This is a genomic window from Sinanaerobacter sp. ZZT-01, from assembly GCF_035621135.1.
In the GTDB taxonomy this organism is placed as follows: Bacteria; Bacillota; Clostridia; order Peptostreptococcales; family Anaerovoracaceae; genus IOR16.
Window position 1 is genome coordinate 2,779,539 of sequence record NZ_CP141728.1, and the last position, 15,576, is coordinate 2,795,114.

Below are 15,576 nucleotides of genomic sequence, written 5' to 3' on the forward strand. Positions count from 1 at the left end.
ATATTTAGTCTTTTGATGGTCTACGTACTTCTTCTTTTAAATTCTGCATGGCTAGATGAATCAGAGATAAAATTGCTTGTCGGATGAATAACCGTGTTTCATCGTCTATATCTTTAATGGCAGAAAGTGAAGTAATGGCTTTTTGTTGCCAGTTATCAGTCAAATCATAAAATGTTTTCGCTTCTGTAACCTTTACAATTTGGTATAAGGATTCAATAAACATTTTTCTTTTTTCATCATCTAATGAATTCAGCCATGAATTAATTGCCTTATTCAGTAGCACAGCACTGCTTGCTACTGTTTTTACATATTGGAAATCATTTTCTTTTACACTCCAGGAGAACGGATCATGCTGCAAAATTCCGATTCGGTTGCTTTTTACAACCGAATAAGCGTCCATGTTTTGTAGGAGCATTCCAACCAGGGCGGATTCGGGCAGTGTTTTGTAAATGCGTTCTTTTATCAAATCATATTCTTCCTGTGAAAACACATTTTCTCGAAAACCTGGTCCATCATGACTATAAACATGGGTAATTTTTTTCTGAACTTCTGATTCACATTTGACCGCAGAATAGACTGCTAAATTTCCACCTTTTGAATGACCGCCAACTTTAAAATCGCAAGTTAAGAGACTTCCTACAAAATTCAGATAAGAGACAGCTTCCTCCTGGGATGGAACTGGTGTTAAAAAAGCCATATTAAAATCCTCTTTCCATCCGACAAATGAGGCATCTGTACCCCGGTAAGCTAAATAGGCGGTTCCGTCGTTGATTAAAAAGGTGATTGCTGAGAATTGTTTCTCTGACTCATAATCAAGATTGTTGACATAAAAACATAACTTTGTATCCTTGAATCTCGGACTTTTTATCAATGCACGGAGAAGCTTTTGATTGCTCTCGCTGTCACGCACATTGTGAAATATTTCATCAAATTTATCATTTTTTTTTATATCTTTGAGTCTGACGGCCTTATCGATAGTTGTTTCAATAGATACAATACCATCAAAATATAAGTAGGAAAGCTGAGAAAGAACCAAGCTGTCTATTGCATTAAAAGGTTTTGAGCAAAAATCTTCTTTAAATTCCGATACATAGTCGACAATATTTTTCATAAAATCTCCTTTAATAGAATACTGAACTATTTAAATATTTCACACGAAACGTTGAATCATTTGATTATATTTACTATAATATACCAATAAAAGAAAAGCAATGAATGCATATGATTAACATTATTTAGAATGCCTTTTTTTTAATTTTTCATGCTGTCCTCTCATTGATTTATACAAAAAAGAGAGGTATAAAAAAGAAAAGCAATTTATACTTGCATAGTAAGGAGTTGACTGAATGGAATGGATTGAACGCTTAAACAACGCAGTGCAGTATATTGAAGAACATTTGACGGAGCCGATTGATTATAATCAGACGGCTAAAATCGCCTGCTGCTCCGTGTATCATTTCCAGAGGATGTTTTCTTATATTGCGGATGTACCGCTTTCGGAATACATTCGGAGAAGACGCATGACGATGGCTGCTGTAGATTTACAGAGCGGTGAAGAAAAGGTAATCGATGTGGCTGTAAAATACGGATACGATTCGCCGACTGCATTTAATCGCGCATTTCAAAGTGTTCATGGAATTGCACCCTCTCAAGCTAAAAAAGGAGGGGTAATCTTAAAAGCATTTCCGCCGATCAGCTTCAATATTACTATTAAAGGAGATGTTGAAATGAACTATCGTATTGAAAAGAAAGAAGCATTCCGAATCATTGGAGTTTCAAGGCCACTTTGTCATGAAATAGAGGAAAACTTTAAAGTTGTGCCGGAGATGTGGCAGAAAGCCGCAATGGATGGAACGATTGAAAAGATGGTACCGATGATGAAAGAAGAAATTAGAGGTATACTTGGAATCAGTGCATGCAATGAGCAGGAGGAATGGAAATATTTCATTGCAATTGCCAGTGATGCGAAAGTAGAGGCACCTTTAGAAGAATATATTGTGCCAGCCACAACTTGGGCAATATTTGAAGGAGAAGGGCCGATGCCTCATTCTATTCAAGAGATGGAGAAGAGGATTGTTATGGAATGGCTTCCGAATTCAGGATATGAGTATGGAAATGCACCGGATATAGAGGTATATCTAAATCCTGATCCGCAAAATTCAAAATTTGAAATATGGGTTCCGGTTGTAAAAAAGAAATAATGAGGTCTACGGAGCGTTGATTGTGTTTTCATTCCCTTCCTATTTATTATAAATACATGGAGGTAATGAATATGAAAGATATAAATTTTTATCCAATTGATATGCAAAAGTGGCCGATGATGCAGGCATTCCATTATTATACTCAGATGGCACCGACCACTTATACAATCAACGTGGACATGGATGTTACGGTTCTTAGAAATACATTAAAGGAGAAAAAATATAAATTTTTCCCTGCGTATTTATATTTAGTAACTAAAGCAATTAGCAAGCAAAGAGAATTTCGTATTGGTGTAAAGGATGGAGTTTTAGGTTATTGGGATTCTTTGACTCCCGCATATCCTCAATTTCATGAAGATGATTGTACCACATCCTTACTGTGGACGGAGTATGATGAAAATTTTTTGGATTTTTACAGTAGATATATCGAGGATGTGAAAATGCATGGTGATAGCCATGGCATTCTTTCCTCGAAAGGTCTGCCTCTTCCGAATACTTACGTGATATCTTGCATTCCATGGTTTACGTTCCGGAGCTTTTCCCTGCATAATCACGGGATAAAGGATTATTATTTTCCGAGCTTTGAGGCGGGGGGATTCTTTGAAAGAAACGGGCAAACATACATGCCTCTTTCTGTTACGGTTCATCATGCGACAACGGAAGGGTACCATCTGAAGGTTTTTTTCGAAGAACTGCAAAGAACAATGAATCACCCAGAAGAATGGCTTTAAAAATTTGACTTTTTAATAACTGATGAGTCAATGAAAACGAAAAGGAGAGTGTTATTATGAAGCTTAAAAACATTTATGCGGTTTATTTCAGTGCTACAGGCACTACAGAAAAAATCGTAACACGTATTGCGAGAGGTTTAAGTAATAAATTGAAACTTCCTATTTCGTATATTGATTTTACATTACCAAAAGCACGAGAAGAAAAACTTCAATTTTCAAAAGAGGATATCGTTATCTTTGGAACACCGGTTTATGCAGGACGAGTTCCAAATGTACTTTTACCGTATTTAACCAACGATATAAAAGGAGGAGGTGCGTTGGCGATTCCAATTGTTTTGTATGGGAATCGCAACTATGACGATGCCTTAATTGAACTTCGTAATATTTTAGAAGAAAATAAATGTCATACGATAGGAGGGGGAGCCTTTATAGGAGAACATTCCTTCTCCTATACCTTGGCCGCACATAGGCCGGATGAAAAAGATTTAAAGGTCGCAGATGAATTTGCAGAAAAAATCTGTACATATATATGTGAGATGAGTGAAGCACCATCAAAACCAGCATTTGTAAAAGGAGAAGATCCAATCCGTCCATATTATACGCCACGAGACCGCAAAGGGAATCCGGTAAATATTTTGAAAGTCAAGCCGAAAACGAAGGATAACTGTACACAGTGCGGCATCTGTGCGGAGGTCTGTCCTATGGGTTCCATCAGTCGTGAGGATGTGACACAATACATTGGGATCTGTATCAAATGCGGGGCGTGTGTTAAGAAGTGTCCTGAGGGTGCGAAATATTATGATGATGAGAAGTATCTTTATCATCAGCATGAATTGGAAGATGGATTTGCAAGGCGGGCTGAGCCGGAATTTTTCATTGGGTAAAAAAGAAACGGATTATCATATGGTGGAAATTGGAGAATCTATGACGGTCTGTAAAAAGATATTTATCAGAAAGGCATTCGAATAGAAGAGACAGCAAAAATAATCTAACGTCCTGTCGATTTTGAAAAAGCATGCTTATAATATAATAATGAAGTAAGAGTGGTATTTATATAAGGTTATTTGATTTGCACAGATAAAAAGTCCAGTTAAAAAATCAGAAGGAAATTAAAAAATGACTTGACAATAGACGAATAAGTTGCTAATATAATAAAGCTGTCTCGCACAGATGGATATTTGAAGTCCTTGACTGGTTCTTTTATAAACAGATGTGCAAACGAAAAAAAGTCGAATAAAATCGAAAAAAGTAGTTGACAGTAATGCCAAAACTTGGTATTATGAATGAGTTGTCTCGTGAACATGAGATAACACAAACAGCTTGTATGAAATGTGAAAACATCACATTCGAAGCACATCAAGCAATTGCGAAAAAAGTTGAAAAACAGAAAAAAGCAGTTGACAAAATGAGCACGGCAAGCTATAATAAAAAAGCTTCGTCAACACGGAGCAGCACTTGAAAACAGTGCATCGGACGAAGAAGATGGACAAAAGAATTTGAAACATTTTTCAGTCTGAGACCTTTCGGAAAGTATGCTCGGCATAAAAGAAGAAAGGGATGAACCTTGAAAACTCCATAGTGTAGAAATTGAGTCAAGAGATTTTTAAATAAATCTCAAACGTCGAAACAGTGTAAACTGACAGAGACGAAAAAGACTTAAGTACAAAAACAATCTGCAAAAGATTGGTAAGAAACATTCAATAAATTGGATGGATCTTCGTACAATTTCTTAAAAACAATAATTTCAGATTCGTAACTGAAAAATCTCTATCAACTAAAGTTGATGAGATTTCTGTACGACACCTACTAAAATTTGTGAAACGAATTTTGTTAGGGGTTCGAGCAATTATGAAAATGAAACCAAGCAAAACGCAATGCGTTTAGCTGAGCTAGATTTGAAGGTTCCGAAAGGAACATTTAGATACCAAATTGATTAAGAGTTTGATCCTGGCTCAGGATGAACGCTGGCGGCGTGCCTAACACATGCAAGTCGAGCGAGAAGCTCACGAATGAAACTTCGGTCGAATGAGTGAGAGGAAAGCGGCGGACGGGTGAGTAACGCGTAGGCAACCTGCCTCATACAGAGGGATAGCCTCGGGAAACCGGGATTAATACCTCATAACATGCGAGTGTCACATGACACTTTCGTCAAAGATTTATCGGTATGAGATGGGCCTGCGTCTGATTAGTTAGTTGGTGAGGTAACGGCTCACCAAGGCAGCGATCAGTAGCCGACCTGAGAGGGTAATCGGCCACATTGGAACTGAGACACGGTCCAAACTCCTACGGGAGGCAGCAGTGGGGAATATTGCACAATGGGCGCAAGCCTGATGCAGCAACGCCGCGTGAGCGAGGAAGGCCTTCGGGTCGTAAAGCTCTGTCCAAGGGGAAGAAAAAAATGACGGTACCCTTGGAGGAAGCCCCGGCTAACTACGTGCCAGCAGCCGCGGTAATACGTAGGGGGCGAGCGTTATCCGGAATTATTGGGCGTAAAGAGTACGTAGGTGGTTATGTAAGCGTGGGGTGAAAGGCAATGGCTCAACCATTGTTAGCCTTACGAACTGCATGGCTTGAGTGCAGGAGAGGAAAGCGGAATTCCTAGTGTAGCGGTGAAATGCGTAGATATTAGGAGGAACACCAGTGGCGAAGGCGGCTTTCTGGACTGTAACTGACACTGAGGTACGAAAGCGTGGGGAGCAAACAGGATTAGATACCCTGGTAGTCCACGCCGTAAACGATGAGCACTAGGTGTCGGGGGAGCGATCCTTCGGTGCCGTAGTTAACGCATTAAGTGCTCCGCCTGGGGAGTACGCACGCAAGTGTGAAACTCAAAGGAATTGACGGGGACCCGCACAAGCAGCGGAGCATGTGGTTTAATTCGAAGCAACGCGAAGAACCTTACCAGGACTTGACATCCCTCTGACCGTCTCTTAATCGAGGCTTCCCTTCGGGGCAGAGGAGACAGGTGGTGCATGGTTGTCGTCAGCTCGTGTCGTGAGATGTTGGGTTAAGTCCCGCAACGAGCGCAACCCTTGTCATTAGTTGCCAGCAGTTCGGCTGGGCACTCTAGTGAGACTGCCGGGGATAACTCGGAGGAAGGTGGGGATGACGTCAAATCATCATGCCCCTTATGTTCTGGGCTACACACGTGCTACAATGGCCGGTACAGAGAGAAGCAAATTCGTGAGGAAGAGCAAAACTCTAAAACCGGTCCCAGTTCGGATTGTAGGCTGAAACTCGCCTACATGAAGTTGGAGTTGCTAGTAATCGCGGATCAGAATGCCGCGGTGAATGCGTTCCCGGGTCTTGTACACACCGCCCGTCACACCATGGAAGTTGGGGGCGCCCGAAGTTGGTCGAGAAATAGATTACCTAAGGCGAAATCAATGACTGGGGTGAAGTCGTAACAAGGTAGCCGTATCGGAAGGTGCGGCTGGATCACCTCCTTTCTAAGGAGACTACAATTTCTACACTATGAGTTTATATAAAACAATTGAAATGTGCAAATCGAAGATTTGTAGATTCGTTGTGTCCGTTTGCTTATCATTTACAATAGAAATGAAGCAAACTAGTATGGGGAATTAGCTCAGCTGGGAGAGCACCTGCCTTGCACGCAGGGGGTCAAGAGTTCGATCCTCTTATTCTCCACCACTTTGTATTGTTATACAGAGAAATAGGTTGCGCAAGTAACCGAACGTACCTTGAAAACTGAACAATGTAAATCTTAAAATTCAAATTAAGACGAAATCGAAGTGCACTTGTCTTACGTTTCCGTAGGAAATGTTAGAACGTGCTTCGTCAGGAATTCACAAACTTTAGTTTGTAGAATTCTACGGCGGAACATAGTCAAGCAAGTAAGACAAAGGCAAAAAAATAAAGTAAAAACTAAGACAGTCTTTTCGAGCATGGAATCGAAAGAGGAAGTGAAAGAGAAGCTGACTGGGTATTTACTACAATTTCAAATTAATTGAACCGAGAAACCAGAATTACTAAGTTTTTTAACATAGTAAAAAATAAGTCCACATTACTCAGTGGACGATTCACTTAGGTCAAGTGAATAAGAGCATAAGGCGGATGCCTTGGCACTAGGAGCCGAAGAAGGACGTGACAAGCTGCGATAAGCTACGGGCAGGTGCAAATAACCGTTAATCCGTAGATTTCCGAATGGGGCAACCCACTTGTGGTAATGCGCAAGTATCCTATACTGAATCAAATAGGTATAGAGAAGGTAACCCGGGGAACTGAAACATCTAAGTACCCGGAGGAAGAGAAAGAAACATCGATTCCCTCAGTAGCGGCGAGCGAACGGGGAAGAGCCCAAACCGGATTTATCCGGGGTTGTGGACCACTCATCACTTACAAGATTGATAGTCGAAGCGGCATGGAAAGGCCGACCGTAGAAGGTAAGAGTCCTGTAGACGAAATGAATCGAGTAAAGAGTGGCACCAGAGTACCACCAGGCACGTGAAACCTGGTGGGAAGCAGGGGGGCCCACCCCCCAAGGCTAAATACTACCTAGTGACCGATAGAGAATAGTACCGTGAGGGAAAGGTGAAAAGAACCCCGGAAGGGGAGTGAAAAAGAACCTGAAACCTTATGCTTACAAGCAATGGGAGCGCAAGTGACCATGTACTTTTTGTAGAACGGGCCAACGAGTTATGGTATGCAGCGAGGTTAAGGTGTTCAGCACCGGAGCCGAAGCGAAAGCGAGTCTGAATAGGGCGATGAGTTGTATGCTGTAGACCCGAAACCGGGTGACCTATCCATGTGCAGGTTGAAGTATCCGTAAAAGGATATGGAGGACCGAACCCATGTCTGTTGAAAAAGGCTGGGATGACGTGTGGATAGCGGTGAAATTCCAATCGAACCCGGAGATAGCTGGTTCTCCTCGAAATAGCTTTAGGGCTAGCCTCAAGGAAAGATACGCGGAGGTAGAGCACTGAATGTCCTAGGGGCCTTCACCGGTTACCGAAGACTATCAAACTCCGAATGCCGCAGTATTATACTTGGGAGTCAGACTATGTGAGATAAGTTTCATAGTCGAAAGGGAAACAGCCCAGACCAACAGCTAAGGTCCCAAAATGTAAGTTAAGTGGAAAAGGATGTGGAGCTGCATAGACAACTAGGATGTTGGCTTAGAAGCAGCCACTCATTTAAAGAGTGCGTAATAGCTCACTAGTCGAGTGGCTCTGCGCCGAAGATAAACGGGGCTAAAACTTACTACCGAAGCTTTGGAATTGCTTAGGCAATTGGTAGAGGAGCATTGTATACGGGCAGAAGGTGAGCTGTAAGGCGAGCTGGACTGTATACAAGAGAGAATGTTGGCATGAGTAGCGAGAGGTAGGTGAGAATCCTACCCGCCGAAAATCTAAGGTTTCCTGAGGAAGGTTCGTCCACTCAGGGTTAGTCGGGGCCTAAGCCGAGAGCGAACGCTGTAGGCGATGGACAACAGGTTGAGATTCCTGTACCACCGAAAATCGTTTGAGCGAAGTGGGGACACAGAAGGATAAGTTGAGCACGCCGTTGGTAGAGCGTGTCTAAGCGTCAAGGGAGTTATGGTAGGCAAATCCGCCGTAACAATTCTGAGGCGTGATGGGGAGGGAAATAAAGTACCGAAGCAACTGATTTCACACTGTCAAGAAAAGCCGCTAGCGAGATCGTAGGTGCCCGTACCGCAAACCGACACAGGTAGATGAGGAGAGAATCCTAAGGCGAGCGAGAGAACTATTGTTAAGGAACTCGGCAAAATAACCCCGTAACTTCGGGAGAAGGGGAACCACAGAAATGTGGTCGCAGTGAAAAGGCCCAGGCGACTGTTTACCAAAAACACAGGTCTCTGCTAAAGCGAAAGCTGAAGTATAGGGGCTGACGCCTGCCCGGTGCTGGAAGGTTAAGGGGAAGTGTCAGAGCAATCGAAGCACAGAACTTAAGCCCCAGTAAACGGCGGCCGTAACTATAACGGTCCTAAGGTAGCGAAATTCCTTGTCGGGTAAGTTCCGACCCGCACGAAAGGCGTAACGATCTGGGCACTGTCTCAACAATAGACTCGGTGAAATTGTAGTACCGGTAAAGATGCCGGTTACCCGCAGCAGGACGGAAAGACCCCGTGGAGCTTTACTGCAGCTTGATATTGGATTTCGGTGTTGCATGTACAGAATAGGTGGGAGGCTAAGAATCTAGTACGCCAGTATTAGAGGAGCCACCTTTGGGATACCACCCTTGTAACATTGAAGTTCTAACCACGTGCTGTGAACCAGTACTGGGACAGTGTCAGGCGGGCAGTTTGACTGGGGCGGTCGCCTCCTAAAGAGTAACGGAGGCGCCCAAAGGTTCCCTCAGCGCGGTCGGAAATCGCGCGAAGAGTGTAAAGGCAAAAGGGAGCTTGACTGCGAGACCAACAAGTCGAGCAGGGACGAAAGTCGGGCTTAGTGATCCGGTGGTACCGAGTGGAAGGGCCATCGCTCAACGGATAAAAGCTACCCCGGGGATAACAGGCTTATACCCCCCAAGAGTCCACATCGACGGGGGTGTTTGGCACCTCGATGTCGGCTCGTCTCATCCTGGGGCTGAAGTAGGTCCCAAGGGTTGGGCTGTTCGCCCATTAAAGAGGTACGCGAGCTGGGTTCAGAACGTCGTGAGACAGTTCGGTCCCTATCCGCTGTGGGCGTCGGAAATTTGAGTGGAGCTGTCCTTAGTACGAGAGGACCGGGATGGACATACCTCTGGTGTACCAGTTGTTCTGCCAAGGGCACGGCTGGGTAGCTAAGTATGGAAGGGATAAGCGCTGAAAGCATCTAAGTGCGAAGCCCCCCACAAGAATAGATTTCCTTCAGTTTACTGATAAGACCCGTGAGAGACTATCACGTTGATAGGTCGGAGGTGTAAGTATGGTAACATATTCAGCTGACCGATACTAATAGGTCGAACGCTTGACCAATGGTTTCAAGAAAGTAACGAAGAAAAGATTACATTGTTTAGTTTTGAGGGTACATGAGCCTGTCCCATTTAAGAATTAAATGGATGACAGATTTGTGCAAGAAATTCAACAAACTTGTTTGTTAGAATTTTATTGCCTAACCTTCATATCTGGTGACTATAGCAAGGAGGTCACACCTGTTCCCATATCGAACACAGTAGTTAAGCTCCTTTGCGCTGATGGTACTTGGCGGGCAGCTGCCTGGGAGAGTAGGACGTCGCCAGTTTTACAAAAAGCGAACTTGGAAAAACTAAGTTCGCTTTTTTATACGGATTTAAAGTAAAACAGGACAGCAGGGAGAAGCGGAAGCTTCGAGTCGGAGAGACGTGAAAAGCACGGAACGTTGCCAGTTTTACAAAAAGAAGTTATCTTTTGATAGCTTCTTTTTTTTTATGTCAAGAATCTATTTTTTACTGAAAGGGTAACAGCCAAGTACCTACCTAATTCTAATAGGTGGGAAGGTGCCCATTTTGCGCAAGCTTTAGCTGCAATGGAAAATGGGACAGCGAAGCGAATGAAATGAGCGTAGGAGAGAGCCGGAGGCGAACGTTGCCTGGGAGAGTAGGACGTCGCCAGTTTTACAAAAAGCGAACTTGGAAAAACTAAGTTCGCTTTTTTATACGGATTTAAAGTAAAACAGGACAGCAGGGAGAAGCGGAAGCTTCGAGTCGGAGAGACGTGAAAAGCACGGAACGTTGCCAGTTTTAAAAAAAGAAGTTATCTTTTGATAGCTTCTTTTTTTATGTCAAGAATCTATTTTTACTGAAAGGGTACTTACCAAGTCTCATAGTCTGCGAGCAATTTCTTCCATATGTCTGTAATCTGTACCGCAGCAGCCTCCAAAAATTTTAATATTACTTATATGGCGTAGTTTTATCATTTCTTCTGCAAATGAAATTGGATCTGAGCATTTTAGGTCAGAAGAATCATCAAGTTCTTCGTAGGAGAGGGGGGAAGTATTGGCCTGAATTCCAAGAAAACGTTTACGTACAAGGTCATTTTGATTAAAAGGTTCAGATAGTGCCTGATAAACAATGCTTGGATGGACGCAGTTTGTCATATAACAGACTGGTTTTCTGTGAACGGAATTATCAATGTAAGCGATAGCATCAGATATGCTTGTACCATCAATCAATTTACCGTCTCTTTGAATGGTAAAGCTAATGATATAAGGTAAGCTAGTGTCTGCGAATGCTTTTGCCATGCCCGTCGCTTCCGGTAATGTGGGCATAATACCAGCATATAAAAAATCGACTTTTGCTTTACAAAATAAATTTGCCTGCCATGCATGAAATTCCCATGCATTCGCTTCTGATAAAGCATCTTTTCCTGTGTATGCATCACCTTTACAGCCCATTAACCCGCCAATATACATTTCTATCTTACTTTCTTGCTGTATATTGCGAAGAAACATGACATTATCAATGATGATAGAAGAATCGCAGCCGGCTAGTTTTACACGCTCTTGATTAGTACGACGAGTTGGCGTAGTTGCTATAAACGGTAGATCGTGAATTTTAGCTATTTGAATATATTCGCCCCAAATCTTGGAGAGAGCGACGCGTCCTCTGTCTTGATATATCAATGTAGCCATTACGAGATAAGGATCAAGTTGTAGACTATATTCTCTTTTAAGACGTTCTCCTAAAGCACCTTCCATTAAAATATTAGGTTGTTTTTCAATACAGTTTATAAAGTTCATACTTCCTCCTATTTTTACAAGTATGTCTATCATATAAAATCTAAATATAGGCGGCAACTATATAAATTTGGGATTATATATGTGGCATCTAATAAAAATTATAGCTTATAAAAAGACCGTTAGAAAGATAAAAATTTTGTTATGTGTTTCAGTTGCTTTTTATTTTTCTGAGTGAATATTTTATTAAATAATTTAAGTTATTTGATAATTATCCGATATTATAAATGATAAGATATTTAAAAGGACAAAAGGGAGAAAAAATAAAATGAATATTTCTGGGTATAGCGGCAACTATAATCAATGCTTGAATCGATTAAGTCCTATGAAAAGTTACGTAAAACAGAGCTTAGAGCGTTCCGATACAAAGGAAAGCTTGATAGATATGGATAAAATATTATATTCAGGTAAAGTTGTAAAATCAAATATGAAAAATTATACAGGAACACCAATTACAGAATGTGAAATTGTTCCATCGTCAAAACGTGAGTATACAATGGAAGATGCAATTCGGTATCAATATAATAAACAATTTACAATTCGCTTAGATGATCTAATAAATGGGAAATATGAAAATATGAAGTTAACTATGCCAGCTGCTTCTGTTCCTCAAGAATTTATTGATTCTTTAAAACAAAATGGATTGAAGGATGATGAATTTGACAGCGGAAGAATACAGTTTTATCTAATGGGCTTAAATTGTGATACTTCTAATATACAGGAGAGTGTGGATTATTTGGCCTCTGGTTATTCTGTTTGCGCGGATCATATAAGGGAAAGTAATTTAGATGAAGAAAAAGAGCAGCAGTTGCTAAGTGATCTAAAGGCAAAGTTTGACTCTGCAATTGAGTCAATTGCAAAAAAAGCATCAGAAGAGATTGGCGGTTTTTTTGAAGAAGGCGGTGTTACTGGGGAAACACAAAAAATATATGATAGCGTTATGAAGGCGTATAATGATTCGGTAAATAATTATTCGAATTATATAAAGGAAAATAAAGACTATGCAAATTTAGGTGGGACAGAGGATGAATGGCTTAAAAATGATGACTCGTATATGGCATGCCAGCTCAGAAGGTCAATACAGGAAGATACAACGATTGAATCTTCTCAGAACAAAAGTGAATATTATTCTTTGGAAGAACTTGAAAAGACAAAGCAAATGATATCAGAGGTAGAAGACTATAGGAACTATGGTGCAAGAGAGATTAATTATTACGACAGCGAAGAAGAAATCGGATTTAAATTAGCGGAACTGTCTTTAAAAGGGGAAGTGTTTCAAAAATACAGTGACGTTTCTGATAGTTTAAAAAACGCTATTGCAAAAAGCATACAAAAATTTGTCTCCAATACGGTAGATCGTTTAAATAAAGAATTAAAAGAAGCAAGAAGTGAAGTTGCAGAGCCCAGCCGAATGGCAGATATTGATGAAAGGGAAGTGTTTTCTGTTTATAAGAAAATGATGAATACTTATAAAACAACGGGTGACATGATAAAAGCGTTAAAAGAAGGAGCGCGGTTTGCTAAAGAGCAGCATATGAATAAAACAAAAACAAGTCGGTATTCTTCACTCAATCGTTATGGGAGAAGCGGCTCGGCATTTTGGAATAACTTTTTTCAAAATACGTTGAAATATAGAGAAGATGCAGTGATTCCTTCCCTTTCAAATACAAATGGTTATATTGATAAAGAATCTGGAATAGAAACTTTATCAAAGAATTGGAACCAGTTTATATCACAGTTTACTGATAATGATGATCTAAGGTTAAACATAAGCAGCTTTTTAGGCTATGCATAGATATATCTATTTTTAGTTAAAAAAAAACGGATAGAAGTTTACTGCTATCCGTTTTTTTATCTCTATTATTATTCATTTGACATGCGTAATATTTAGTTCAATTGAATATATTCTGGTTTATAAAGAAGTTCACCGTTTTTATTGTAAATGGTTTCTTCTTCTAAATTTGCTTGTCTAAATCCGTCACCATCTTCCCAGGAATCTACAACAGAATGATGTACAAGTCCCAATGTATCAGTTGCGATTAGTGTCATCGTGTAGGTTTGATTTTCTTTTAGAGGGATAGCTTCATCGATCTCATGGCTTAATTGATTCCATTCCTGATCGGAAGAAATTTTCTTGTTAGAAATTACTTTGTTGTCGACTTCAATAAGAAGCCTTGCCTCAGTAAAAGCGACATTAGAGTCTGCTTTCTTGTATTCAATATCTAAGGTTCCAGTACGATGATACATTCCTGATTGATAGCTTGATTGACCACCTATAGAAGAATATAAGACGGGAAGAACTTTTTCTTTAATGTTTTCTAATGAAAGATGATTTAAATGCTCACTTTTTACAGAATCTTTATCTTCAATTGTCACTTTCGGAGTGGATTCGTTAAAAATGCTTAATGGAGCAGTGACCTCAAACGTTGTTCCATTACGTGCCATAGTAAAGATTTGGTCAGATATGTAAAGGGTAACGATACTCTCTTTTGTAATTTCTTTTGGTGTCAAAGTAAAAGTGGCAGGAACGGTAAGCGTAGCAGGATCGACGTCTCCAAGCTTATAATCAATATTATCGATTATACTACTCTGTTGTTTCAGCTTTTCATCTACATTTGAATATATTGTATTTATCCCAGAACGAACACCAGATATAGAGGAAGTTAAATTGTTTTCCATGTTCTGGATTTTGTTTTGCAGGGTATTGATCTTCACAAATAATGTGATTTGGACTAAACAAAAGATTGCGATAACGATAGGTAACGTATGTTTTTTCATAACAATAACTCCTTAATATTAAACAGATATTTTTTCTGCTGTGTATTGTCTTTATACATAGATGTGTAAAAGATTTTATAATCAGTATAGCATATAATTAAATCAAATACATTTTTATTATTTTTTCAGTTAAATAATACCTTTTTTAACTTCCGATATACCATTTACAAAGCAATAGTAATGGTGTAATATTATACTATTAGTGTTAAAATTCATCTAAAACGATTACTAACTCTCTTTTGAGAATAAAAACAGCAAGGCTTTTATCTAAATGGAGGTTAAAAATGAAGTTTTCTTCTCTTATAAAATTTTCGGCATTTGGTATTAATACAATTCTCTTTCAGCGTAAGAAACCGATACTTGGAACGATTATCTTGACGGATCGGTGTAACTTATCTTGCAAGCATTGCTCGGTAAACAATATCAATGGTATGATATACCCTTATAAACAAATAAAAATAGAAATGAAACATTTATATGAACAAGGAATTCGCATTTTATTTTTTTGCGGTGGCGAGACTTTTCTATGGAAAGATTCTGAGAAAGGTATAAGAGATTTAGTGAAAGAAGCAAAGGAAATGGGATTCTTAATTGTAAATGTTGTAACGAACGGCACATTTAAGATAGATTTGCCAGAAGCAGATCTGATTTTACTAAGTTTGGATGGAGACAGATTAAAACATAACCAGATTCGCGACAATACCTATGATACGATTATGCAGAATATAGAGCAGGCAACATCCGATAATATTTGTTTATATATGGCAATCAATCAAATAAATAAAAATAAAATTCAGCATGTATGTGAAGTCGCAAAAAAACAAAAGAAAGTAAGAGCAGTATCATTTAATTTTCATACACCTTATCCAGATACAGAAAACCTAGCATTGAGTGTTAATGAAAAAACAGCGTGTTGTATGGAGATCAAAAGAATGATGCGACAAGGATATCCAATTTTTAATTTAAAGAGTGCATTTCCTTATCTGATTCACAATACTTTTCCAACGCCTTGTTATCAGTGTGTGGTCATAGAAAACGGGAAACAATCTATTTGCGGTAGGTGTGTTGAAATAGCTGGCTTATGCGAAAAATGCGGATATTTTTTTGCTGCAGAATATGCTTTGATTTTTAAAGGAAAGTTGCGTGTTATCTTTGATATGTTGAGAACCTATTTACGTTATATATAAGGAG

9 protein-coding genes, 1 tRNA gene and 3 rRNA genes are annotated in these 15,576 nt (G+C 39.9%); 10 read left to right on the top strand and 3 right to left on the bottom strand.

Features of this window, described 5'->3' with window-relative positions; translation table 11 throughout:
* Window positions 1-4: 4 nt before the first annotated feature.
* Complete coding sequence (locus U5921_RS13475) at window positions 5-1,111, bottom strand: DUF2974 domain-containing protein (RefSeq protein ID WP_324823978.1); 1,107 nt, start codon at window positions 1,109-1,111, stop codon at window positions 5-7.
* A 235-nt stretch (window positions 1,112-1,346) separates the two neighbouring features.
* Between U5921_RS13475 and U5921_RS13480 the strand changes: the two genes are divergently transcribed.
* From U5921_RS13480 to rrf, 8 genes are all read left to right on the top strand, one after another.
* A complete protein-coding gene (locus U5921_RS13480; protein WP_324823979.1) occupies window positions 1,347-2,201 on the top strand; it encodes an AraC family transcriptional regulator in 855 nt (284 codons plus the stop codon).
* A 71-nt stretch (window positions 2,202-2,272) separates the two neighbouring features.
* Window positions 2,273-2,932 (top strand): CatA-like O-acetyltransferase, encoded by a 660-nt coding sequence (locus U5921_RS13485; protein WP_324823980.1) that lies wholly within the window; start codon window positions 2,273-2,275, stop codon window positions 2,930-2,932.
* Window positions 2,933-2,988: 56 nt separating this feature from the next.
* Window positions 2,989-3,816, top strand: coding sequence for an EFR1 family ferrodoxin (locus U5921_RS13490; protein ID WP_324823981.1), 828 nt, complete (start codon window positions 2,989-2,991; stop codon window positions 3,814-3,816).
* A 377-nt stretch (window positions 3,817-4,193) separates the two neighbouring features.
* Window positions 4,194-4,391, top strand: coding sequence for a hypothetical protein (locus tag U5921_RS13495; protein WP_324823982.1), 198 nt, complete (start codon window positions 4,194-4,196; stop codon window positions 4,389-4,391).
* Window positions 4,392-4,861: 470 nt separating this feature from the next.
* Window positions 4,862-6,381 (top strand): 16S ribosomal RNA (locus U5921_RS13500).
* 126 nt (window positions 6,382-6,507) lie between these two features.
* Window positions 6,508-6,583, top strand: a tRNA-Ala gene (locus tag U5921_RS13505).
* 396 nt (window positions 6,584-6,979) lie between these two features.
* Window positions 6,980-9,869: ribosomal RNA gene (locus tag U5921_RS13510) — 23S ribosomal RNA — on the top strand.
* A gap of 148 nt (window positions 9,870-10,017) precedes the next feature.
* Window positions 10,018-10,134: ribosomal RNA gene (rrf, locus tag U5921_RS13515) — 5S ribosomal RNA — on the top strand.
* The 16S, 23S and 5S rRNA genes sit together here with 1 tRNA gene alongside, the layout of an rRNA operon.
* Window positions 10,135-10,692: 558 nt before the next feature.
* Here rrf and U5921_RS13520 read toward each other — a convergent pair.
* Window positions 10,693-11,610: a homocysteine S-methyltransferase family protein gene (locus U5921_RS13520; RefSeq protein ID WP_324823983.1), complete on the bottom strand. Its 918-nt coding sequence runs from the start codon at window positions 11,608-11,610 to the stop codon at window positions 10,693-10,695.
* 265 nt (window positions 11,611-11,875) lie between these two features.
* Here U5921_RS13520 and U5921_RS13525 point away from each other — a divergent pair, with 265 nt between their 5' ends.
* Window positions 11,876-13,402, top strand: a complete 1,527-nt coding sequence (locus U5921_RS13525; protein ID WP_324823984.1) for a hypothetical protein — start codon at window positions 11,876-11,878, stop codon at window positions 13,400-13,402.
* Window positions 13,403-13,494: 92 nt separating this feature from the next.
* Here U5921_RS13525 and U5921_RS13530 read toward each other — a convergent pair whose 3' ends face one another.
* The gene (locus tag U5921_RS13530; RefSeq protein WP_324823985.1) at window positions 13,495-14,385 is read right to left on the bottom strand and encodes a hypothetical protein; all 891 of its coding nucleotides are present in this window, start codon (window positions 14,383-14,385) and stop codon (window positions 13,495-13,497) included.
* 284 nt (window positions 14,386-14,669) lie between these two features.
* On the opposite strand from U5921_RS13530, the gene U5921_RS13535 reads away from it, so the two are divergent.
* Window positions 14,670-15,572, top strand: a complete 903-nt coding sequence (locus U5921_RS13535; protein ID WP_324823986.1) for a radical SAM protein — start codon at window positions 14,670-14,672, stop codon at window positions 15,570-15,572.
* Window positions 15,573-15,576 lie beyond the last annotated feature (4 nt).